This is a genomic window from Polyangium spumosum, from assembly GCF_009649845.1.
GTDB lineage: Bacteria > Myxococcota_A > Polyangia > Polyangiales > Polyangiaceae > Polyangium > Polyangium spumosum.
In genome coordinates this window covers 321,921-343,331 of the sequence record NZ_WJIE01000001.1, presented here as the reverse complement: position 1 = coordinate 343,331, position 21,411 = coordinate 321,921, and the positions used below count along the sequence as shown (strand labels likewise).

20 protein-coding genes are annotated in these 21,411 nt (G+C 68.5%); 17 read left to right on the top strand and 3 right to left on the bottom strand.

Annotated elements, in window-relative coordinates:
* Positions 1–49: 49 nt before the first annotated feature.
* Positions 50–1,552: a sigma-54-dependent transcriptional regulator gene (locus GF068_RS01470; RefSeq protein ID WP_153817495.1), complete on the top strand. Its 1,503-nt coding sequence runs from the start codon at positions 50–52 to the stop codon at positions 1,550–1,552.
* Positions 1,553–1,624: 72 nt separating this feature from the next.
* Here GF068_RS01470 and GF068_RS01465 read toward each other — a convergent pair whose 3' ends face one another.
* A complete protein-coding gene (locus GF068_RS01465; protein ID WP_153817494.1) occupies positions 1,625–2,896 on the bottom strand; it encodes a DUF4388 domain-containing protein in 1,272 nt (423 codons plus the stop codon).
* Between the two features lie 75 nt (positions 2,897–2,971).
* On the opposite strand from GF068_RS01465, the gene GF068_RS01460 reads away from it, so the two are divergent.
* Positions 2,972–3,913, top strand: a complete 942-nt coding sequence (locus GF068_RS01460; RefSeq protein ID WP_338046156.1) for an AAA family ATPase — start codon at positions 2,972–2,974, stop codon at positions 3,911–3,913.
* Positions 3,910–4,761, top strand: coding sequence for a hypothetical protein (locus GF068_RS01455; protein WP_153817493.1), 852 nt, complete (start codon positions 3,910–3,912; stop codon positions 4,759–4,761). The genes GF068_RS01460 and GF068_RS01455 overlap by 4 nt, the downstream gene beginning before the upstream one ends.
* A 341-nt stretch (positions 4,762–5,102) precedes the next feature.
* Here GF068_RS01455 and dnaE read toward each other — a convergent pair whose 3' ends face one another.
* A complete protein-coding gene (gene dnaE / locus GF068_RS01450) occupies positions 5,103–8,726 on the bottom strand; it encodes a DNA polymerase III subunit alpha (RefSeq protein WP_338046155.1) in 3,624 nt (1,207 codons plus the stop codon).
* A 279-nt stretch (positions 8,727–9,005) separates the two neighbouring features.
* Between dnaE and GF068_RS01445 the strand changes: the two genes are divergently transcribed.
* The 6 genes from GF068_RS01445 (at position 9,006) to GF068_RS01420 (ending at position 13,820) form a co-directional block, all read left to right on the top strand.
* Positions 9,006–10,082 carry a hypothetical protein gene (locus tag GF068_RS01445; protein ID WP_153817492.1) on the top strand — a complete coding sequence of 359 codons (1,077 nt, stop codon included), beginning with the start codon at positions 9,006–9,008 and terminating at the stop codon, positions 10,080–10,082.
* A gap of 436 nt (positions 10,083–10,518) precedes the next feature.
* Complete coding sequence (locus tag GF068_RS01440) at positions 10,519–11,136, top strand: OmpA family protein (protein ID WP_153817491.1); 618 nt, start codon at positions 10,519–10,521, stop codon at positions 11,134–11,136.
* Positions 11,137–11,262: 126 nt separating this feature from the next.
* Complete coding sequence (locus tag GF068_RS01435; protein WP_153817490.1) at positions 11,263–11,703, top strand: c-type cytochrome; 441 nt, start codon at positions 11,263–11,265, stop codon at positions 11,701–11,703.
* A gap of 47 nt (positions 11,704–11,750) precedes the next feature.
* On the top strand, positions 11,751–12,188 hold the full coding sequence (locus GF068_RS01430) for a hypothetical protein (RefSeq protein WP_170319247.1): 438 nt from the start codon (positions 11,751–11,753) through the stop codon (positions 12,186–12,188).
* A gap of 338 nt (positions 12,189–12,526) precedes the next feature.
* On the top strand, positions 12,527–12,706 hold the full coding sequence (locus GF068_RS01425; RefSeq protein WP_153817488.1) for a hypothetical protein: 180 nt from the start codon (positions 12,527–12,529) through the stop codon (positions 12,704–12,706).
* Between the two features lie 34 nt (positions 12,707–12,740).
* Positions 12,741–13,820, top strand: a complete 1,080-nt coding sequence (locus GF068_RS01420; RefSeq protein WP_153817487.1) for a TIGR04552 family protein — start codon at positions 12,741–12,743, stop codon at positions 13,818–13,820.
* 151 nt (positions 13,821–13,971) lie between these two features.
* On the opposite strand, the gene GF068_RS01415 is transcribed toward GF068_RS01420, so the two are convergent.
* Entirely contained in the window at positions 13,972–14,712 is a 741-nt protein-coding gene (locus GF068_RS01415; protein ID WP_240806565.1) for a Crp/Fnr family transcriptional regulator, read from the bottom strand.
* A gap of 192 nt (positions 14,713–14,904) precedes the next feature.
* Between GF068_RS01415 and GF068_RS01410 the strand changes: the two genes are divergently transcribed.
* From GF068_RS01410 to GF068_RS01375, 8 genes are all read left to right on the top strand, one after another.
* The gene (locus GF068_RS01410; RefSeq protein WP_153817485.1) at positions 14,905–15,417 is read left to right on the top strand and encodes a DUF507 family protein; all 513 of its coding nucleotides are present in this window, start codon (positions 14,905–14,907) and stop codon (positions 15,415–15,417) included.
* Positions 15,418–15,433: 16 nt separating this feature from the next.
* On the top strand, positions 15,434–15,751 hold the full coding sequence (locus GF068_RS01405; protein ID WP_153817484.1) for a hypothetical protein: 318 nt from the start codon (positions 15,434–15,436) through the stop codon (positions 15,749–15,751).
* Between the two features lie 37 nt (positions 15,752–15,788).
* Entirely contained in the window at positions 15,789–16,850 is a 1,062-nt protein-coding gene (locus tag GF068_RS01400; protein ID WP_153817483.1) for an SDR family oxidoreductase, read from the top strand.
* Between the two features lie 31 nt (positions 16,851–16,881).
* Positions 16,882–17,751 carry a YicC/YloC family endoribonuclease gene (locus GF068_RS01395; RefSeq protein WP_240806564.1) on the top strand — a complete coding sequence of 290 codons (870 nt, stop codon included), beginning with the start codon at positions 16,882–16,884 and terminating at the stop codon, positions 17,749–17,751.
* 40 nt (positions 17,752–17,791) lie between these two features.
* Positions 17,792–18,421 (top strand): guanylate kinase, encoded by a 630-nt coding sequence (gmk, locus tag GF068_RS01390; RefSeq protein ID WP_206079377.1) that lies wholly within the window; start codon positions 17,792–17,794, stop codon positions 18,419–18,421.
* A complete protein-coding gene (mtnP, locus tag GF068_RS01385) occupies positions 18,418–19,296 on the top strand; it encodes an S-methyl-5'-thioadenosine phosphorylase (protein WP_153817481.1) in 879 nt (292 codons plus the stop codon). Before gmk ends, mtnP begins: the two co-directional genes overlap by 4 nt.
* An 11-nt stretch (positions 19,297–19,307) precedes the next feature.
* The gene (locus GF068_RS01380) at positions 19,308–20,234 is read left to right on the top strand and encodes a PfkB family carbohydrate kinase (protein ID WP_338046154.1); all 927 of its coding nucleotides are present in this window, start codon (positions 19,308–19,310) and stop codon (positions 20,232–20,234) included.
* A 78-nt stretch (positions 20,235–20,312) separates the two neighbouring features.
* Positions 20,313–21,296: a hypothetical protein gene (locus GF068_RS01375; protein WP_153817480.1), complete on the top strand. Its 984-nt coding sequence runs from the start codon at positions 20,313–20,315 to the stop codon at positions 21,294–21,296.
* Positions 21,297–21,411: the final 115 nt, after the last annotated feature.

Sequence of the window (21,411 nt, the reverse complement as noted above, 5' to 3'; positions counted from 1 at the left end):
GCGCCAGTGCTTCCTGCCCCGCCTTTCCGCAGGTATGGATGGGCGCGGCATGGAAAGCTCGTTCGTTTCGCCCCAGGCGGCCCCCGGCGAGGCCCTGGGGGCCGCCGTCGCCCCCACGGTCCTCGTCGTCGACGACGAGCGCAACATCCGTCGCACGCTCGATCTCGTCCTGCGCGGCGAGGGCTACGAGGTCATCGAGGCCGAGAGCGGCGAAGAGGCCCTCGAGATCCTCGCCAACGGCGGCAGGCCCGTCGATCTCGCGATCATCGACCTGCTCCTGCCCGGCATGGGCGGGCTCGAGCTGCTCGAGCGCATCCGCCGCGACGAGGCCATGAAGGGCCTGCCCGTGGTCGCCATCAGCGGGCACGCGACGGTCCACGACGCGGTGAAGGCGATCAAGCTCGGCGCGGGTGACTTCTTCGAGAAGCCCGTGAGCCGCGAGCGCGTGCTCGTCAGCGTGAAGAACGCGCTCTACTCGTCGGAGCTCGCGCGCAAGGTCCGCGATCTCGAGGCAGAGCTGCTCGCGCGTTACGAGATGATCGGCCGCGCGCCGGTCATGCAGAAGCTCTACAAGGAGATCGATCGCGTCGCGCCGACGAAGGCGAGCGTGCTCATCACGGGCGAGAGCGGCACGGGCAAGGAGCTCGTCAGCCGCGCGATCCACCGCCTCTCGCCGCGCATCGCGGGCCCCTTCGTGAAGGTCAACTGCGCGGCGATCCCGCGCGAGCTCATCGAGAGCGAGCTCTTCGGCCACGAGCGCGGCGCCTTCACGGGCGCCCAGTCCAGGAAACGTGGCTTCTTCGAGCAGGCCCACGGCGGCACCTTGTTCCTCGACGAGATCGGCGACATGGAGCCCTCGGCGCAGGCGAAGGTGCTGCGCGCCCTCCAATCCGGCGAGGTCGGCCGACTCGGCAGCGAGCGGACCTTGCAGGTCGACGTGCGCGTCCTCGCGGCGACGAACAAGGACCTCAGCCGCGAGGTCGCGGCCGGCCGCTTCCGCGAGGACCTCTTCTTCCGCCTCGCGGTCTTCCCGATCCGCGTGCCATCGCTCCGTGAGCGCATGGAGGACCTCCGGCCGCTCGCCGACGCCTTCATGGCCTCGTTCTGCAAGGAGAACGGCCTCAAGCCGAAGCGCATCGATCCGGCCGTACACGCCGCGCTCGAGCGCCGCAGCTTCCCCGGCAACGTGCGCGAGCTGAAGAACGTCATCGAGCGCGCGGCGATCCTCTCGGGCGACACGGTCACGATCGCCGACCTGCCCGAGGATCCCCACGCGAGCCCCTTCGACGACGACACGCCCGACGCGCCCGATCCGGGCGAGCCCACGCGCGCGCCGCCCGGCCCGCTCCCGCCTTCGATCGAAGCCATCCCGCGCACGGACGCCGGCCGCAGGCTCACGCTGCGCGAGTTCCGCGATCAGGCCGAGCGCCGCTACATCATCGAGGTCCTGCAGAGCCTCGAATGGAACATCTCGCGCGCCGCCATCGTCCTCGGCGTCGAGCGCACGAACCTGCACAAGAAGATCCGCGCGTACGACATCCGTCGGGGTTAGTGCGAGGGCGCGAGCGGGGGGTGTGGGGGGCAGAGGAAGGCCCGACGATTCTCCGCGTAGCGGAGAATCGGCTCAGGGCCGACCGGCGCCCCCCACCACGAGCGGGGAAATGATGTCCGCCACGCTCTTCGCGAGCTGCGGCGCCCCTGCCCCGCCCCGCGTCGACGCCTCGCGCAGCACCGGCTCCGCGATGAAGATCGCGAACGACACGTAGTCGTAGAGCCACTGCGCGAGCATCGCCTCCGCTTGATCCGGCCCCACCAGCATCGCCACGTTCTCGATGGTCTGCGCCTCGTCGAGCGTGCCGTCCGGCCGCGGCCCTGCGCGCATGAAGAGCGCGTCGTAGACGCCCGCGCCCGTCGCGAACGACGTGAGGTGTTGCCTCACCTCGTCGCCTCGCCTCACTGCGTCCACCTCGCGCATCACCATCGTCATCGCCTCGTTGAAGAGCGCGACGATCGCCGCAGGCCCCGTCGGCCGCGGCGCGCGCACCGTCACGCAGCCCGCCTGCACGAGCTGGAAGACCTGCCGCGTGACGTCGAACTCCCCCTGCCCCACCACGCGACAGATGTCCGCCACCGAGCGCACGCCGTCGATCGCCTCGAAGACCCGCGCCACGTCCCCTTTCGTCGGCGGAGCTCGATCCGGCACGCGATCCGGCACGTGCTCCGCCGACGGGATGCGCTCGCGGAAGTAACGCATCTCGTCCATGCGACGCACCGCCTCCATCAAGAGGCCACTCACGGGCAGGTTCTGCCGCGACGTCAGGCGCGACTCGTCGAACCGGTCGAGGAAGTAGAACATCCCGCTCTCGGCGCGCATCACCGCGTAGACGATCTCCTCGACCTGCCGCCCCATGAGCTGGAAGAGCGCCTCGCGCGACAGGTAACCCAGACGCACGGCCATCTCCCCGAAGCGCACGTCGCCCGTCACGGCCTTCGCCACCTCCTGCACCTGCTCCAGCGAGAGCGCGCCGTAGCGGTAGAGCATCTCCCCGAGCCGCTCTCCTTCGGCGCTCGACAGCGCCCCCACCACCGCGCCGTGCTCGAAGAACACGCTCCGGTTCGTCGGGCCGTCGTAGATCGCGAGCTCGCCCGACCACGCGCTCTGCCCGATCATCGACACGATGTCGCAGAGCGCGCTCGCGCTCGTGATCTCGCCCGAGAGCCGCAGGCTCGGGGCGTCGATCAGATCCACGCGGCGCATCACCACCACGTGCGTGGGCGACGGCATCAGCCGGAACGCGCCTTGCCGCGCGCGCATCCGCTGGCTCGCCAGCTTGCCGACCGGGTGCGCCGTACCCGTGCCGTCCACGCGCACGACATCGTGGCCGTCCTCGCCCATCCGCTCGGTTTATAGCAGCTCGCGAGCGGGACATGGCGCGGCATTCCGCGTGGAGGCCCATGCTACGGTGCGCCCGTGACCGCCTCCCCCGATCCGATCGCCTCTCCCCAGGCGCTCTCGGCCGCCCTTGGCGGGGCGCGCTACCTCTGCGACCCGCCGACGGCGCTCTCCCTCTGGCTCGCCCTCCGCATGCAGCGGCCCCTCATGCTCGAAGGCCCCGCGGGGGTCGGCAAGACCGACCTCGCCCGCGCCGCCGCAGAGGCCCTCGGCCGCCCGCTCGTCCGCTTGCAGTGTTACGAGGGCCTCGACGAGGCCAAGGCCCTCTACGAGTGGGACTACGCCAAGCAGATGCTCTACACGCAGCTCCTGCGCGACGCGATCGCCGTGGAGACGCAGGGCGCGACCCTCGCCAGCGCCGCGCAGATCGTGGCGAAGAGCGAGGCCTCGTTCTTCACCGAGCACTTCCTCCTCTCGCGTCCCCTGCTCGCCGCGATCCGCAGCGACGCGCCCGTCGTGCTCCTCATCGACGAGGTCGATCGCGCCGATCCCGAGTTCGAGGCGTTCCTCCTCGAGATCCTCTCCGAGCTGCAGGTCACGATCCCCGAGCTCGGCACCTTCCGCGCCAAGCATCCGCCGCTCGTCCTGCTCACGACGAACGCCACGCGCGAGATGACCGAGGCGCTCCGTCGTCGCTGCTTGCACGCCTTCCTCGACTACCCGTCGTCCTCGCGCGAGCTCGCCATCCTCGAGCTCGTCGTCCCGGGCATCGATCACACGCTCGCTTCGCACCTCGTCGCGTTCATCGGCGAGCTGCGCAAGATGGACCTCCGCAAGGCGCCCGCCGTCAGCGAGACCCTCGACTGGGCGCGCGCGCTCGTCCTGCTCGGCAAGAGCAAGCTCGATCCCGAGCTCGCGCGGGACACGCTGGGCCTCTTGCTCAAGCACCAGGAGGACAAGCTCGCGGTCGAGCCGCGGCTCGACGCGATGGTCGCCGCTCGGGTACTGTCGAACCCATGACATCCGCGCAGGCCACCTACACCTGGTCTTACCTCCTCCAGGCCGTCCCCGCGCCCACCCCGGCGCAGGCCGCCCTCTACGCGATCGATGTCGCGCCCGGCGATCTCATCGAGCGAGGTACGCGTATCCGGAGCGAGAAGATCCTCACGGATCTCGTGCGCTTTGGCGGCATCACGGCGGAGTTCTGGCCCAAGGCCACGCCGGCGCAGAGGAAGCTCCTCCTCGGCTTCTCGGATGCGCTCTTGCGTGTCTTCGTGCATGCGGGCAAGAGGCTCGCGGATCTCGTGGAGCAACGCAGCCTCTCCATCGAGGGACGCGAGCGGAACCGCGCCGCCGCGCTCGCCATCGCCGAGGCGACGTATGCGGAGGGCATGGCCGAGCGCGAGCGCCTCGCGACCACGCTCGAGGGCGTCGCGGATCATGCGGCTGGCCTCGCCGAGCGGGTGGACAAGGCGCGCAGCCGCGTCGTCGACGCGCAGACCCTCGCCAGCTCGCTCGCCGCGCTCGTCATGCTCGCGCGTGAGCTCATCGCCGAGGCGGAGTCGAAGGTCGCGCTTCAGCTCTTTGATGGAGGTCTCACGACCGAGGACCTCGACGCGAGCGAGGCGCTCGCGGCCCGCGTGAAGTCGACGAGCGAGAAGGCCGCCGGCGCGCGCACGCAGGGCGGCGTCACGCAGGCGGATCTCGATCTGCAGGACGGGATCTGCCTTCTGTACATGGAGCGGGTGATGAAGGCGTGGAACCGCGCGCACGAGCAGGATCCGTCGATCCCGCAGCTCATGCCGATCACGACGCGGCGGCTGCTCGGCACGACGCGGAGGCGGGCGGCTGCGGCGGAGCCGGGCTGAAGCAAGGCGGATCCGTCGCGGGCCATGGCGGACGCGTCGCGAGCCATGGCGGACGCGTCGCGAGCCATGGCGGACGCGTTTCGAGTCATGGCGCACACGTCCCAGGCCATGGCGGACCTGTCCCAAGCCATGGCGGACGTGTTTCAAGTCATGGCGCACACGTCCCAGGCCATGGCGGACCTGTCCCGAACCATGGCGCGCGTGTCCCGAGCCATGGCGAACGCATGCCTGTGCATCGACCGCATCGCGGTTGATGCACCTGAGGTCCAGGGCTTGCCCTGGTCCGGGTCCAGGGGTGGACAACCCCTGGTCGGGTCCGGGGTGAAACCCCGGCGCTACGGTCAACGCAGCTCCGCGACCTTCTCCCCGAACAGCTTCTCCAGCCGCGCGAGCATCTCGTCGCTCGGCGTCACCGTGAGATCCCGTCCGAGCGCGAGCACCGCCTCGGCACCGTCGTCGAGCTGGATCAAGAGCTGCACCGGACACACGCCGCGGCTCGACGAGAGCACGTCCCTGAGCTTGCCGATGTGATCCCGCGTCGCCTTCCGCGCCTGCACGCGGATGCGCACGCTCTTCGTCTCGGCGCGGATCGCGTCGGCGAGAAGCTCGACCGCGTCGAGCATCAACGTCGGCTCCCGCGGCGCGGCCTGCTCCTCCTCGGCGCCCTCCTCCACTTGCGGGAAGCTCACCTTGCCCGAGACGAGCACCGGCTCGGTGCCCTGCAGGAGCGTGCCGTAGGTCTCGATCTGCTTGTCGCGCACCTTCACCTCGACGCGACCGCTCGTGTCTTCGAGGTGGAAAAACGCGATCTTCCCGCCGCCGCCCTTGAAGATGCGCTCGCGGTAGCCCTCGACCATCCCGGCCACGCGCACCTTCGACCACGCGTCCTTCTGCGGGAGCGCGCTCGCGGGCGTCACGTCGAAGCGGCCGAGCTCGGTCCCGTACCGCTCGAGCGGGTGCCCCGAGACGTAGAAGCCGAGCGACTGCTTCTCGCGCACCAGCATCTCGCGCAGATCCCAGGGCTCGCATTGCGGGTACTCGTCGAGCTTCGGCTCGTCGGCCGGCGCGGCCTTCGCGAAGAGGCTGAAGAGTGAACCCTGGCCGCGCTCCCGATCCTTGCTCGCGCTCCTCGCCCGCTCGAGCGCCTGATCGAGCGCGGCGAACGCCCGCGCCCGCGTGATCCCGCGCGGCAAGAGCGTCGCGTCGAACGCCCCCGACTGCGTGAGCGCCTCGAGCACGCCCTTGTTCACGCGCCGCGCGTCCACGCGCTGGGCGAAGTCGAACAGATCCGAGAACGGGCCGCCCGAGGTGCGCGCCTCGAGCACCGCCTCGAGCGCCGACTCGCCCACGCCGCGGATCGCGCCGAGGCCGAAGCGGATCTTCGGGTCGTGGGGATCGGCGTCCTTGATCTTGCTCGGCGCCTTCCGGCCGGTCTTCTTCGTGGCCTTGCCCGGCTCGCTGTAGACGACCGAGAAGTCGATGTTCGACTCGTTGATGTCGGGCGGCAGGATGTCCACGCCCCAGGCGCGGCCCTCCGCGATGATACGCACGACCTTCTCGATCTTGTCGCGATCCGCGGTCATCAGCGCGCAGAGGAACTCCACGGGGTAGTGCCGCTTGAGGTACGCGGTCTGGTAGGTGATGAGCGCGTACGCGGCCGAGTGGCTCTTGTTGAAGCCGTAACCCGCGAAGAACTCGAGCAGCCCGAAGATGGTATCGGCGTCCTTCTCGGACACGCCGTTCTTCAAGGATCCCTCGACGAAGATGGACTTCTGCTTGGCCATCTCCTCGGGCTTCTTCTTGCCCATCGCGCGCCGGAGCAGGTCTGCGCCGCCGAGCGTGTAGCCCGCGAGCTGCTGCGCGATCTGCATGACCTGCTCCTGGTAGACGATGACGCCGTAGGTCGGCTCGAGCAGACCGTCGACGAGGTCGTGCATCTTCGTGATGGGCTTGCGCCCGTGCTTGCAGTCGACGAAGTCCTTCACCATGCCCGTGCCGAGCGGGCCCGGGCGGTAGAGGGCGACGGCGGCGACGATGTCCTCGAAGTTCGTCGGGCGCAGGTCCTTGAAGAGCTGCTGCATGCCGCTCGACTCGAGCTGGAACACGCCCGTCGTCTCGCCCGACTGCAGGAGGTGGAACGTCTCCTCGTCCTCGAGCGAGATCGCGTTGATGTCGAAGGGGTCTTTGTTGCCCTTCTGATCGGGCCGCGCGCGGATGAGGCGCACCGCGATGTCGATCACGGTGAGCGTCTTCAGGCCGAGGAAGTCGAACTTGACGAGGCCCGCCTGCTCGACGTCGTCCTTGTAGTACTGCGTGACGAGCGCTTCGTTGTTCCGGAAGCACGGCACGTGGTCCCAGAGCGGGCCCTCGCTGATCACGATGCCGGCCGCGTGCATGCCGGCGTGCCGCGTGAGGCCCTCGAGCTTCTGCGCCTGCGTGAGCAGCTCGCGCACGGAGGGGTCGCTCTCCATGTGCGCCTTGAGCTTCGGCTCGATCTCGATCGACTCGGGGATCGTGTACGTCTGCCCCGGCCCCTTCTGCGGGATGAGGTTCGCGATCTTCTGCGCCTCGGCCGGCGGGAAGCCCATCGCGCGGGCCACGTCCTTGATGACGCTCTTCGCCTTCAGCTCGTGGAACGTCGCGATCTGACCGACGCTCGTCTTGCCGTACTTCTCCGCGACGTACCGGATCACCTCGTCGCGCCGGTCCATGCAGAAGTCGACGTCGAAGTCCGGCATGCTCACGCGCTCCGGGTTCAGGAAGCGCTCGAAGAGCAGGTTGTACGGGATCGGGTCGAGGTCCGTGATGCGCAGCGCGTACGCCACGAGCGAGCCCGCGCCCGAGCCGCGGCCCGGTCCGACCGGGATCCCCATCTCCTTCGCCTGCCGGATGAAGTCCCAGACGATCAGGAAGTAGCCGGGGAACTTCATCCCGATGATGACGTCGAGCTCCATGTCGAGGCGCTTGCGATACGCCTCCTGATCGACGCTCTTTCCCCCGCGGCGGAACTCCTCGAAGCGCTTCGTCAGCCCCTCGTGCGAGACGTGCCGGAAGTACGAGTTCGTATCGAACCCCTCCGGCAGCGCGAACGTCGGCAGCATCGGCTGGCCGAGCTTCAGCTTCAGCCCCGCGCATCGCTCGGCGATCTCCAGCGTGCTCTTGATGGCCTCGGGGTGGTCGCGGAAGACGTGCGCCATCTCGTCCGGCGACTTGAGGAACATCTCGAAGCTCTGGTGGTGCGCCGCGAACGCGTCCGCGTACGAGCGGTTCGCGGCGATGCACGACAGGTAGAGGTGCCCCTCGCCGTCGTCGCGGCTGCCGAAGTGCGCGTCGTTCGTCGCCACGATCGGCAGCCCGCGATCCTTCGCCAGCCGCGTGAGGATCCCGTTCAGGACCGGCTGCTCGACGAGCCCGTGATCCTGCAGCTCCACGTACAGGTTGCCCGGCTCGAACGCCTCCACGAGCCGATCCATCGCCGCGCGCCCCTCGTCTTCGCCCTCCTCCAGCACGCGCTGCGCGAGCACGCCGCCCATGCATCCGGTGAGGCCGATGAGGCCCTTGCTGTGCTGGGTGATGAAGTCGAGCGTCACGCTCGGCGCGGCGCCGCTCGCGGGCGTCACGTGCCCCTCGGACACGATCCGCACGAGGCTCTTGTACCCCTCGAGGTTCGACGCGAGCAGGACCAGGTGATCGACCGGCGCGTCCTCGTGCTTGCCGCTCGGCGCCGCGCGCTCCGCGGAGCGAGGCCGCGCGACGTTCACCTCGCAGCCGAGGATGGCGCTGACCCCCGCGTCCTTGCACGTCTTGTAGAGCTGGATCGCGCCGAACATGTTGCCGTGATCGGTGAGCGCCACCGATCGCATGCCGAGCGCCTTCGTCTTGGTGACGAGGTCCTTGATCTTGAGGGCGCCGTCGAGCAGCGAGTACTGCGAGTGGACGTGCAGATGAACGAACTCGGCTGACACGATCGATCTAGCCTCGGGGTTTCGGGGGCGCGCTCGGGGGGAGCTTCACGTCAGGATAAGCGCGTCACTTCGCTGGCGCGTGATCATGATGCTTCGCGTTGCTCGTGAAGCTGCATCGTACGGCTGCACTCTGGTCGTGCACGAGCCTCCGCGCGCGGGGTTCGCCCTTGATGAAACGACCGCAGCATGGCTAGCATGCGCCGTATCCACGGGCATTCGACTGGCTGCCGTGCGCTTAACGACCCGCGAATCGGGTTCGGGAAAGTGAGTCACGTTTCTATGCTTTGCACCCGTCTTCTCTGTGCCGTCGTCGCGGCAACTTCCATCGCGGTTCTGGGCTGCGGAGGTGACACCAACGAGAACCCGCCGCCGCCGCCTCCTCCGCCCGAGGACCCCGCGGGCCTCGCGCCTCCGGAAGAGGCCGCTGGTTCGGCGGCCTGCGAGGGCGCCGGCAAGGTCATGGCGATGAGCCAGATCTTCCTTGGTGATACGAAGCGTGATGGCACGCCGGATCCCACGGGTGCCTGGAGGGAGTTCGGCTACGATCTCGACGGTCGTGCCTCGACCAAGGCGTCGGTTGGTCTGTGCAAACCGCGCGCGGGCGGCGCGCCGGCGTCCGTCTATCCGGACGGCGACGAGGGCCGGGACAACTCGTTCGGCAAGAACATCCTGCCCACCATCATCAGCCTTTCGTCGGACATCAGCGTGCAGGCGAACGAGGCGATCGCGAACGGCGAGTTCACGATCATGCTCGACATGCCGACGCTCGGCACGGCGTCGGACTGCAACAACCTGTCGACGAAGCTCTACGGCGGGGCGGACCTCGGCATGGCGCCGAAGTGGGACGGCACCGACCAGTGGCCGCTCATCCCCGAGCTCCTGAACAACACGATGGACCCGACCTCGGCGAAGATCGTCTTCCCGAAGAGCTACGTCGTGAAGAACACGTGGGTCTCGGGCACGAAGGGCACGGTCAAGCTCGCGCTCTCGGTCAGCGGGTTCACGATCTCGCTCGACATCAACAGCGCGGTCATCACCGTGGACCTCGACGAGAGCCGCAACGGCGGCGAGAACGGCACGATCGCCGGCGTCATCGAGACCGAGCAGCTCATCACGGAGATCTCGAAGGTCGCCTCCGCGTTCGACGAGTCGTTCTGTGATCCGAACTCGCCGACGCTGCAGAGCATCTTGAACCTGATCCGCCAGGCGTCCGACATCATGAAGGACGGCACGCAGAACCCCGAGGCGGAGTGCGACGGCATCTCGATCGGCCTCGGCTTCAACGCGAAGGCCGTTCAGCTCGGCCCGGTGGCGGAGCCGGCCATGCCCCCGCCGGACCCCTGCGCGATGCCGTGAAGGTCCACGTCGACGCGAGGGGCCGGCGTCTCGGCCGGCTCTTCGCGCCCGACGTGACCACGAGAGGTGCACGAAGACGAAGCAGAGGGCGCAACCGGCGCATGCCAGCGGGGGAGACGGCGTGTGGTCCGGCGGCGCCCTCTGGTTTGTCAGGGGGGACGTGATGGGAAGGGGGGACCGGCGCGCGTGAGGCGAGAACGTGCCCGGGTGAGCCGTTTGGTCCGGGAGAAACGTCGAGGGAGCATCGGCACGACGCGTAAGGCGTCCCGGCGCTTCGACGTTCGGGGAAGGGTCGAGCGGCGAACGAAAAACTCCAAACCGCCTGAAGAAACCTGATAGAAGCGCGTCCAAGACCCCGATCGGCTCGGCGGCTGCCTGCACGCCGGTGAACCATGGCTTGGCCGCGGCCCGCGATTCTCGAAGGAGATCAATCTCTATGCAAAAGTTCCTGGCTCCCGTTCTTTGCGCCGTGCTGACGGTTGGTGCCGTCGGCACGATGACTGGCTGCACGATCCACACGGCCGGTAGTGCTGGCGCCGATACGACGCCGCCCCCGCCGCCCCCGCCGCCGCCCCCGCCGCCCCCGCCGGCTGCGGAGCCCCCGCCGGCCGCGGCCCCCGAGGTCAAGATGGAGGGCAACAAGCTCCTCCTCCCCGGCGCCATCGTTTACAAGACGGGCAGCGCCGAGCTCGATCCGATCAGCTTCCCGGTCCTCGATCAGGTCAAGTCGTACCTCGACGCGAAGCCGAACGTCACGCTGCTCCGCGTCGAAGGCCATACCGACGCGGACGGCGACGCGGCGAAGAACCTCGACCTCTCCGCGCGGCGCGCCCAGTCGGCGGCGAAGTACCTCGTGGGCAAGGGCATCGACTGCAAGCGCCTCATCGCGGTCGGGTTCGGCGTGACGAAGCCCGTCGCCGACAACAAGACCCCCGAGGGCAAGGCCCAGAACCGCCGCACCGACTTCATCAACGCGGCGATCAACGGCAAGCCCATCATGAAGATGCCGGTCGACGGCGGCGCCCCCAAGGTGCTCGACGCCTGCGCGCCCTGACGATCCCGCGTCTTCTCCCCGCCCCCACGCCCGCCTTCCCGCACACGCGTTCCCAACCACCGCCGGGGTGAGGCGACCGAGCCTCGAAAAACGCTGGCCAACCCGCCCCGGGCCCATCATCCCTTCATGGCCATGCGCCCGTTCGTCCTCACGACGTTGCTCCTCGGCTCCTCGCTCGCCTTCGCGGCGGGTTGTGATCGCTCCTCGCGCGACGTACGCGAGTGGAAGCCGACGGATCACGAACAACCGCTCGGTCAACAACCGGGGCAGGTCGCCGCGCGTCCTCGAGGCTCCGCACAAGAGGGGCCCGATCAGAGCCTCGTGGAGCTCGCCTGGCAGCGCAACTGCGCGAGCTGCCACGGCCAGCGCGGCAAGGGCGACGGCCCGCAAGGCCCGATGATGCGCGCGCCCGATCTCACGCGCGCCGACTGGCAGGCGCAGGTGACGGATGATCAGATGGCCGACGTCATCCGCAAAGGTCGCAACCGGATGCCCCCGTTCGGCAACCTCCCCGATCAAGTCATCACGGGTCTCGTCGGTCGCATCCGCGCGAACCGCTCGCCCTGACCCTCCATGCGTTGACTTCCCCTCTCCTCCTGGCCACGTTGCGCCGGATGCAAGGGCACACGCCGACGAACGAGGAGACGCCGCCGCAGGCCGAAGGCTCGGGCACGACGTTGTTTTCGCCTTCGCCGCGGAGGCGCCGGCTCCTCTCGTTGCTCCTGCTCGCGGGCGGCGGCGCGGCGCTCCTTTCGATGGCGCCGCACTGGCCGAAGGAGCGCTCGGTCGATTTTCGTCTCGACGAAGAGCACGCCTCGGTCGTGGGCTTCGACGTCACGTGGACACGCGTGGGCGCCGAGGCGGACGCCGTAGGCGGGAGCTCGTTCCGCTTCGACCCCGGGCGCGCGCCAAAAATCGTCCACACGACCGTACACTTGCCGGACGGTTCGTATGCACTGGACATCCGTGTCGACCGGGCGGATCGCAGCGACTCGATCCAGCGCACGTTGACGCTCGGCGACACGGAGAAGATCACCGTGCCGCTTCGCTGAGACAGCCCGCGTCCTTCAAGCATCACTTGCGTCTCCCAGGACACGGGTCGTCGGCCGAGAAACGACCTACGAAACGGCTTCTAATCCAACGAATTTGTTGGATGTTTCTTGGTTCGTGTCGTTCGGGCTTTGGTCGGGAACGGAACGTGTGACGAATTCGCTTGATGCGGCGCCCCAGACACCGCTACTTCTTGGCCCGTTGGCTTGGGGTGTGGCAGCTTATCCTACATGCTCTTATCTGTCGCTGATGAGCGCACCCTGTCGGTTGAGGACGGGGGCAGCGCGGCAGCGGCGGAGGGCGATCCGAGGGACGGGTCGCCTGCACTGATGGAGGACCGATGAAGATCACGCCCTGGTACCTGGCCGCTCTCGCTCCCTTCGCCGCGATCGGTTGCAGTGGTGCTTATATGGGGCACGCGGCCGTCGTCGTTCTGACGATCGGTATCTTCTTTGGCACGCTCTCGCTCGGCCGGACGCCCAACGCGCCGCCGCCCTCGCCGCCGAACGCGCGTGCGTGAACGGCGCCCCGCTCGGCGCTGATAACCTCGGGTCATGACGTACGACACCGTCGGCTCCCTCAAGGGCCTCGACGAGTTCTCCTTGATGGATCTCGAGGCGGTGCGTCTCATCCTGCGAGGCGACTCCGTCGTCGACTGGCACAGGCTCCACGTCCGTGACGAGGAAGAGGCACGCACGCTGCTGCGAGCCCAGGAGTTCCGACCCGAGGAGCCCGCCGATCGCGCGCGACTCGAGGCGATCAAGAACGAAGCGATCGCCTATCTGCGGCGGCACTTCGAGTTCCCGATCCCCAAGCCCGTCGCGCGTCTCTCGGTGGAGGAGATGCTGGTCCTCGCCTCGGGCAAGGGTCACAGGCAGCTCTGCGCCTGCACGATCCTGAAGGCGATGCACATCATCCATCACCTCGAGGGGCGCGAGCTGCTCTTCTCGATCCCGATGTCCGACCAGGAGGTCTTTCACCTGGTCGAGGAGAAGGTCTACCGGATCGTGGGCGGGATGCTCGCGGCCGGCTTCCCCATCACGGAGTTCATCGGCGGGCGGAAGAACAAGGACTCGCTCTACACGAAGCTGCTCTCGAAGACCGACACGACCGCAGCCGCGATCTACGACAAGCTGCGCTTCCGGATCGTGACGCGGGAGGCTGACGACATCCTGCCCGTCCTGCTCTACCTGTCGGAGCGCCTCTTCCCGTTCAACTACGTCGTGCCCGGGCAGAGCACGAACACGATCTTCCACTTCCGTAGCTACTGCGAGCGTCACCCCTTCCTGCGAATGCTGCTGCGAGAGCTGCAAGCAGGCGTGGATGACGGCCTGACGCTCAGCAACAACACGTTCAGCGATCAGAGCTATCGCGTGATCCACTTCGTCGTGGATCTGCCCGTGCGGCTGCCGCCCGAGATCATGGAGCTGGCGCCGCCCGCAGCATGGGCGCTCGGGCCGATCGTGTTCGTGCTCTGCGAGTTCCAGCTCATCGACCGCGAGACAGAAGCAGCCAACGAGCTCGGAGACGCGAGCCACGCGAAGTACAAGGAACGGCAGAAGGTCGCGGTGATGCGAAGGTTGAAGCTCGGCGGGCGAGCTCCAGCGCGGGTGCCGCCGAAGCGGCCGCGGTGAGAGCGGGGCGTTGCCCCGGACCCCAGCAGGGGGCTGTTCGCCCCCTGCACCCCGGACCAGGCACGGCCTGGACCGAAGGTGGATGAACTGCGCAAACGCGCAGTTCATCCGACGGGATCGAAGCGGGGGGCTCGGGCCCCCCACGCGAGGGTCAGGTCCTCGTCTTGAGGCCTTCGCGGTCGAGGACGACGATGCGGCGGCGGTCGACCTCGATGATGCCCTTGCGGCGGAGCTCGCCCAGGGTGAGCGTCACGGTCTCGCGCGTGGAGCCGATCATGCTCGCCATCTCCTGGTGCGTGAAGGGCGCCGAGATCAGGACGCCGCGCGGATCGGGGATGCCCCAGCGCTGAGCAGCCTTGAGCAGGAACTCCGCGAGGCGCGCTTCCACGTTGCGGAAGAGCATCGACGCGAGCCGCTCTTCCGTCTCGGCGTTGCGCTCGACGAGCGCGCCGACGAGCGCGTTCGCGAAGGCCTGGTCCGAGGCCATGAGCCCGCGGATCGTCGCGATCGGGACGACGAGCGCTTCCACGTCCTCCGTGGCGATCGCGCTCTCGCGGTGGTTCGGGACGCCGCCGAGCGCGGCCTCACCGAGCAGGTCGCCCGCGCCGCGGTAACCAAGCGAGAGGGTGTGCCCCTCGTTCAGCGCCCGGACCAGGCGGACGCGTCCGCCGCCGAGCATCACGACCGAGTTCGCGGGGTCGCCCTGGGTGACGAGCGGCCGACCGCGCGTCACTCGCTGGATCGTGCCTGCATCGGCGAGGAGGGTCTGCGAAGCGGGCGAAGCCGCGCTCCCGACCGCTCCACGCCGCAGAATCCGCCGCTTGCGAGCGTCCGGATCGAGCCCCCCGTCGTTGCTGACCGCGCCGGAACGAGCCGGGACGTTCGGTGCCATCGCATCCTTACCCATCATATCGAGACTGCTCCTCTAGGTGCGTTTTTCGCCGTGCGGGCCCTGAAAAAGAACGCGGCTTGCGTTGACATCTCCGAAGTACGGCCCGTACCTTTCGGGGGCCGAAGCCCCAGCCGAAGAACCCAAGTCGGCGGGGATCCGGTGCCCCGCTCCCCTGAAGCTACGGATCGTTGGATGCGCCTCTTTAGCGGTAAAATTGCCCCTCTCAGCGAAGAAATCGTCAAAACCCTGGCGGACAACGGGGAGATCGAGTGCCCGGACCGAAAAGAGGTGGTCCGCGATCTGGAGTCCGTCTTTTCTCAGTACCTGGCGACGGAAAAGGAAGTGATGGACAAGTCGAAGGCCACGCTCGAGTCGCGTGGCCTTCCGCCCTCGGAGCTCGGTCGGATCCGCAAGATCATCGCCGAGCAGAAGGGCATCAAGATCGGCGAGGATATCCTCGACTACCTGCTCGACCAGTGTATCGAGATGCTCATGCACTCGGGCAACGTCGACGAGGTCTTCGGACAGGATCACGACCTCAGGCGTCGCATGCGGCCGGTGCTCAAGAAGTACCTGGCGGCCGACGACGAGCTCGACGCCGAGGTCCGGAACAAGATGAAGAACCTGCAGGAAGGGACTCGGACCTGGGAGGTCGAGTACCAGAAGATCAAGAACGAGATCCAGCGCCGCAAGGGCCTCGTTTGAGGGAGTGTAGAGACCGATGGGCTGGATTCCGAAGGTCGAGCAGAAGCGCCACTTCTGCCACAAGTGCAAGAACGAGCTCGTCTTCGAGGTGAAGCTCCAGCGCGCCGACACGTGCCCTCACTGCGGCGTCGACATGCACTGCTGCAAGAACTGCGAGTACTGGGATCCGTCCGCGCACAACCAGTGCAAGGAGCGGATCGCCGAGTACATCCCGGACCGGGAAAAGGCGAACTTCTGCACGTTCTTCACGTTCAAGAACGGCGTGCCGGAAGATACGTCCGCGCAGATCGCCAAGTCGAAGGCTCGCCTCGACGATCTGTTCAAGAAGAAGTAGGTCGAGAGCGCCCGCGCGTTCGAGCATCGAATCGGGCATGTCCAAGCCTCGTTACCTGGTCACCGGCGGCGCCGGCTTCATCGGCAGCAACATCGTCGCGGCGCTCGTCGCCGCGGGCGAGCGCGTCCGCGTGCTCGACAACCTCGCCACGGGGATGTGGGAGAACCTCGACGGGATCTCCCCTTCCTCCGCGGTCGAGCGCTTCGAGGGCGACATCCGTGATCCCGAGGCCGTCGCCAAGGCCGCCGCGGGCGTCGAGGTCGTCTTTCACGAGGCCGCGCTGGGATCGGTGCCGCGCAGCGTCGAGGACCCCGTCACGAGCGACGCGGTCAACGTCGGCGGCACCGTCACCGTGCTCGACGTCGCGCGCCGCGCCTCCGTCCGCCGCGTCATCTTCGCCGCGTCGTCCTCGGCGTACGGCGAGACGCCCGTGCTGCCGAAGCGCGAGGACATGCCCGCGATGCCGCTCTCGCCGTACGCCGTGACGAAGCTCGCGTGCGAGAGCTACTGCCGCGTCTTCTCTTCGATCTACGGCATCGAGACGATGTGCCTCCGGTACTTCAACGTCTTCGGCCCGCACCAGACACCCGAGGGGCCGTACGCCGCGGCGATCCCGCGCTTCGTCGACGCCGCGCTCGCGGGCAGGCCCATCCGCATCTTCGGCGACGGCGAGCAGACGCGCGACTTCTGCTTCGTCGACAACGCCGTGCGCGCGAACCTGCTCGCGGCCGCGTCGCCGCGGAAGCTCGCGGGCGAGGTCGTCAACATCGCGGGCGAGAGGCGCGTGTCGCTGAACGCGCTTTGCGTGGAGATCGGTCGTGTGCTCGGCAGGAAGCTCGACGTCGAGCACGGGCCTCCGCGCCCCGGAGACGTGCGGCATTCGCTCGCGGACGTGAGCCTCGCGCGGGAGATCCTCGGGTACGAGCCGCTCGTGCGGTGGGAAGAAGGGATCGCCCCGACGGTCGCCTACCTCGAGGCGCTGCGGGCCGCGGGGCCGGCCGAGGCCGCTCGGCGCTCGGCCGAGATGCGAGCGCAAAGCCCGCGGCAGAGCGCGGGTAGCACGGGTGCGGCAACCAACGTTGTTGCACTCTTTCGGTGAGCGACGTATCCGGCAGGGCCATATGCGGAGCATGACGGGGTTCGGGATCGGCGAGGTGACCCTCGGAGAGGGCCGAGTGCTCGCCGAGATCCGTTCCGTCAACCAGCGTTTCCTCGACGTTCGGACGCGGCTGCCGCGGGAGCTCGCCGAGATCGCGCTCTTCGCCGAGCAGGTCGTGCGCGAGCGGCTGCGTCGCGGGCGTGTCGAGCTCGTCGTGCGCACGGAGGGCCCTGTCCTCACGGCGGCGACGCTCGACGTGGCGCGCGCGCGTTCGGCGTTCCGCCAGCTCGTCGCGCTGCGTGACGAGCTCGCGCCGGGCGCGGAGCTACCGCTCGCGCTGCTCTCGGCGGTGCCGGATCTGTTCATCCCGCCGGCGGGGCCGGAGCTCGCCGCGGTGCGGGACGCGGTGAGGCGCGCGATCGAGGCGGCGATCGCGGCGATGGACGCGATGTGCCGGGCGGAGGGCGAGGCGCTGCTCGTGGATCTATCGGGCCGGTGTCAGGCCTTGCGGCGCCTCATCGAGTCGATCGCGTCCCAGGCGGACGGCTTGCGCGAGGCGGCGCAGCGGCGGCTGCACGAGCGGCTGGAGCGGCTGCTGGCGGGCGCGGAGCTCATGGTGGATCGGGGGCGGCTCGAGCTCGAGCTCGCGATCCTCGTCGACAAGAGTGATTTCACCGAAGAGCTCACGCGCCTCCGGAGCCACCTCGATCAGCTCGAGGGCGTGCTCGCCGCGAGCGGGGGCGAGCCCGTGGGGAGGCGGCTCGACTTCCTTCTGCAGGAAATGGTACGCGAGGCCAACACGCTCGGCGCGAAGGCCCAGGACGCCTCGGTCAGCCAGCTCGTCGTCGGCATCAAGGTCGAGCTCGAGCGGCTCCGCGAGCAGGTGCAGAACGTCGAGTGACGCGGACACTCCGCTAACCTCAAGCACGAGACCGACACGAATGATGAGCGACTTCCTCCTCCTCATCGTCTCCTCCCCTTCCGGGGCGGGGAAGACGACGCTCTGCAACCGGCTGCGCGCGGAGTTCCCGGATCTGCGCTTCTCGGTCTCGCACACGACACGCAAGCCGCGCCCGAACGAGGTCGACGGGCGCGAGTACCACTTCACCGACAGGGACACGTTCGATCGGATGATCGGCGAGCACGCCTTCGCGGAGTGGGCGCCCGTGCACGGCAACTACTACGGCACGAGCGTCTCGGAGATCGAGAGCGCCAAGCGCGAGGCGCGCGGCGTGCTCTTCGACATCGACTACCAGGGCGCGCGGCAGATCAAGGCGCGTATGCCCGAGGCCGCGTCGGTGTTCATCTTGCCGCCCTCGCTCGCCGAGCTCGAGCGCAGGCTGCGCGGCCGCGGCACCGAGGACGAGCCGACCACGCTGCGGCGCCTCCAGGCTGCGAAGAGCGAGATCGAGCACTACGGGTTCTTCGACTACGTGATCGTGAACGACGACCTCCAGCGGGCGTACGACCAGCTCCGATCGGTGGTGTTCGCCGAGCGTTGTCGTCGCGGCCGGCACGCGCTGCTCTGCGAGCAGATGCTCGCCGAGGGCAAGGTGGGGAGCTCCGCATGAGCCACGTCCTCGGGGTCATCGGCGGCAGCGGCGTCTACGCGCTCGAAGATCTCGACGACGTCGAGGAGGTCGAGGTCGAGACGCCGTACGGCGCGCCGAGTGATCTCGTCCTTCGCGGCCGGGATCGTGACTCCGGTACGACGCTCCTGTTCTTGCCGCGCCACGGCCGTGGGCATCGGCTCTCGCCGACGGAGATCAACTACCGGGCGAACGTGTGCGCGTTGAAGAAGCTCGGGGCGACGCACCTCGTCAGCGTGAGCGCGGTGGGATCCATGCGCGAGGAGATCCCGCCGGGGGATCTCGTGGTCGTCGATCAGTTCATCGATCTCACGAAGCGCCGCGCGAGCACGTTCTTCGACGGGGGCGTCGTGGGGCACGTCGCCTTCGCCGATCCGGTCTGCCCGCATCTGTCGAGCGCGCTCGCGGGCGCGGCCGCGCAGGCGCTCGAGGGCACGCAGAAGAAGCTCCACGCCGGCGGCACGTACGTGTGCATCGAGGGCCCGCAGTTCTCGACCCGCGCCGAGAGCCTGCTCTATCGAAGCTGGGGCGTGCACGTCATCGGCATGACCGCGATGCCCGAGGCCAAGCTCGCGCGGGAAGCGGAGCTGCCTTACGCGTTGCTCGCGATGTCGACCGACTACGATTGCTGGCATTCGACGGAAGAGGCGGTGACGGTGGAGGCCGTGATCGCGGTGCTCCGGGAGAACGTGGTGTACGCGCGGCGCGCGCTGCGTGCGCTCTCGCGCGTGCTGCCCGATCCCGAGGCGAGCCCGGCGCACGGCGCGCTCGCGAGCGCGGTCATGACGAGGCGGGATCTCGTACCCGAGCAGGCGCGGGCGCGGCTGTCGTGGCTTTTGCCGGATCTCTCGTGCTAGAAGGGGCCGCCGTGAGCACGTCCTCTCCGATTCTCATCGTTGGATCCATGGCCTTCGACGATCTCGACCTGCCTTCGGGCAAGGCGCGAGACGTGGTGGGCGGCTCGGCCACGTACGCGGCCATGACCGCGTCCGTCTTCGCGCCGGTGCGCGTCGTCGCCGTCGTCGGGGACGACTTCCCGGAGCACGTGCTCATCGCGATGCAGACGCGCGGCATCGACACGCGTGGCATCGAGCGGGCGAGCGGAAAGACGTTCCGCTGGGCAGGCCGCTACGATCAGGATCTCGTCCACCGCACCACGCTCGACACGCAGCTCAACGTCTTCGCCGACTTCCGCCCGCGGCTGCCCGAGGGCTACCGCGACACGCCGTTCGTCTTGCTCGGCAACATCCATCCGGGCCTCCAGCTCGACGTGCTCGAGCAGGTGCGCGCGCCGCGGCTCGTCGTCGCCGACACGATGAACTTCTGGATCACCGGCGAGCCCTCGCTGCTCGCGTCGATGCTGAAGCGCATCGACGTGCTCATCGTGAACGACGAGGAGGCGCGGCAGCTCTCGGGCATCCACAACATCCGCCGCGCGGCGCGCGACATCCTCGCGCGGGGCCCGAAGCGGCTCGTGATCAAGCGCGGCGAGCACGGCGCGCTCCTCTTCGACGAGGAGGGCGTGTTCGCGGCTCACGGCTTCCCGCTCGAGGACGAGGTGGATCCGACGGGCGCGGGCGACTCGTTCGCGGGCGGCTTCCTCGGTTATCTCGCGACGCAGCCCGAGGTGTCGCCGCTCGCGCTCCGGCGCGCGATGGTGCACGCGACGGCGACGGCGTCGTTTTGCGTCGAGGCGGTAGGCACCGCGAAGGTCGGCGCGCTCGTGCGCGACGAGGTCACCACGCGCGTCGCCGAGATCCAGAAGCTCTACGAGTTCGGCGCCAGCACGATGTGAGCCGGGCGCGGCATCCTGCGCGGATGCCGTGCTGTCCGTGATAGTCTCCGCGCTCCTTTTTGCGTGGAGGAAACACGGATGCGCTTTTCGAACGTGGCCGCGTCGCTCGCGGCCTTCGGGCTTTTGTCTCTCGGAATGCTCGGCAGCGGCTGCGGCGATGACACGACGCAGCCTCCTCCTCCGCCGCCGTCGGGGGCGGCTTGCGCGCTCACGGAGAAATGCGTCACGGCCGATCCCACGTGCATCGCGCTCGTCGACAACGCCGGCCAGGCCGAGTTCGGCCTGCGCATGTCGCAGATCCTCATCAGCAAGCCGGCGACCCTCGCGCCGGCGACCTTCGTCGGTGGCGTCGTCGGCGGCGGCGTCGCGCTGAACGACACGGACTGCAACCTCGCTGGCCAGGGCACGTTCTCGTGGCTCTTGCACTTCGACACGGCCACGAACACGGTCTGCACGGGCGGCGCGAAGCCCGTCACGGATCCCGCCGACGGCTTCACGTTCGTGAACGAGATGATCGGCGGCTTCCAGATCACGCCGATCAAGTTCACGGCGCCCGAGCTCGCGCAGGGCACGTTCGAGGTCGAGGTGGGGCAAGACATCGTCGTCCCGATCTACACCGCGGAGCCGAACAGCCCGCCCGTCCTCTTGCCGCTCAAGAAGGCGCGGATCATCGGGGCGAAGCTCTCGTCCAGCAACAACTGCGTCGGCTCGTACGACGCCGAGGCGCTCGATCCGCTGAACCTCTGCCGTCCCGACCCGGCGCAGAACCAGTTCACCTACAAGAACGCCGGCAAGATCGAGGGGTACATCACGCTCGAGCAGGCCGACGAAGTGATCGTCGATCTCGCGAACAAGACGCTCTGCGCGATCCTCACGGGCACGGACGACGGCGCCACGCCGATCGCGAAGTGTGTTCGCGACATGAACGGAAAAATCGATTACCAGGGCGACTGGTGCGACGCCACGAATGCCGCTGCGGACGCGATGTGCGCGGACTCGGTGGCCCTCGGCGCGGAGTTCGCGGCGAGCGCGGTGAAGATCAACGGCGGCTGTCCGCTCTGAAGCGCGCGCGCGACGTCCGTCGCGCTTGCGGCGTGCGCGGGATGACGCGTACGATCGCGCAAATCCGGTGAAAAACGGCCTCTGGCGTGGGCGAGGGGCCGTCATCGGTAGCGCT

What these genes read in the sequence shown, in the direction of transcription:
- GF068_RS01470 (WP_153817495.1), top strand. Translation starts at nt 50, where the DNA reads ATGGAAAGCTCGTTCGTTTCGCCCCAGGCGGCCCCCGGCGAGGCCCTG.
- GF068_RS01465 (WP_153817494.1), bottom strand. Translation starts at nt 2,896, where the DNA reads ATGGGCGAGGACGGCCACGATGTCGTGCGCGTGGACGGCACGGGTACG.
- GF068_RS01455 (WP_153817493.1), top strand. Translation starts at nt 3,910, where the DNA reads ATGACATCCGCGCAGGCCACCTACACCTGGTCTTACCTCCTCCAGGCC.
- GF068_RS01445 (WP_153817492.1), top strand. Translation starts at nt 9,006, where the DNA reads ATGCTTTGCACCCGTCTTCTCTGTGCCGTCGTCGCGGCAACTTCCATC.
- GF068_RS01440 (WP_153817491.1), top strand. Translation starts at nt 10,519, where the DNA reads ATGCAAAAGTTCCTGGCTCCCGTTCTTTGCGCCGTGCTGACGGTTGGT.
- GF068_RS01435 (WP_153817490.1), top strand. Translation starts at nt 11,263, where the DNA reads ATGGCCATGCGCCCGTTCGTCCTCACGACGTTGCTCCTCGGCTCCTCG.
- GF068_RS01430 (WP_170319247.1), top strand. Translation starts at nt 11,751, where the DNA reads ATGCAAGGGCACACGCCGACGAACGAGGAGACGCCGCCGCAGGCCGAA.
- GF068_RS01425 (WP_153817488.1), top strand. Translation starts at nt 12,527, where the DNA reads ATGAAGATCACGCCCTGGTACCTGGCCGCTCTCGCTCCCTTCGCCGCG.
- GF068_RS01420 (WP_153817487.1), top strand. Translation starts at nt 12,741, where the DNA reads ATGACGTACGACACCGTCGGCTCCCTCAAGGGCCTCGACGAGTTCTCC.
- GF068_RS01415 (WP_240806565.1), bottom strand. Translation starts at nt 14,712, where the DNA reads ATGGCACCGAACGTCCCGGCTCGTTCCGGCGCGGTCAGCAACGACGGG.
- GF068_RS01410 (WP_153817485.1), top strand. Translation starts at nt 14,905, where the DNA reads ATGCGCCTCTTTAGCGGTAAAATTGCCCCTCTCAGCGAAGAAATCGTC.
- GF068_RS01405 (WP_153817484.1), top strand. Translation starts at nt 15,434, where the DNA reads ATGGGCTGGATTCCGAAGGTCGAGCAGAAGCGCCACTTCTGCCACAAG.
- GF068_RS01400 (WP_153817483.1), top strand. Translation starts at nt 15,789, where the DNA reads ATGTCCAAGCCTCGTTACCTGGTCACCGGCGGCGCCGGCTTCATCGGC.
- GF068_RS01395 (WP_240806564.1), top strand. Translation starts at nt 16,882, where the DNA reads ATGACGGGGTTCGGGATCGGCGAGGTGACCCTCGGAGAGGGCCGAGTG.
- gmk (WP_206079377.1), top strand. Translation starts at nt 17,792, where the DNA reads ATGATGAGCGACTTCCTCCTCCTCATCGTCTCCTCCCCTTCCGGGGCG.
- mtnP (WP_153817481.1), top strand. Translation starts at nt 18,418, where the DNA reads ATGAGCCACGTCCTCGGGGTCATCGGCGGCAGCGGCGTCTACGCGCTC.
- GF068_RS01375 (WP_153817480.1), top strand. Translation starts at nt 20,313, where the DNA reads ATGCGCTTTTCGAACGTGGCCGCGTCGCTCGCGGCCTTCGGGCTTTTG.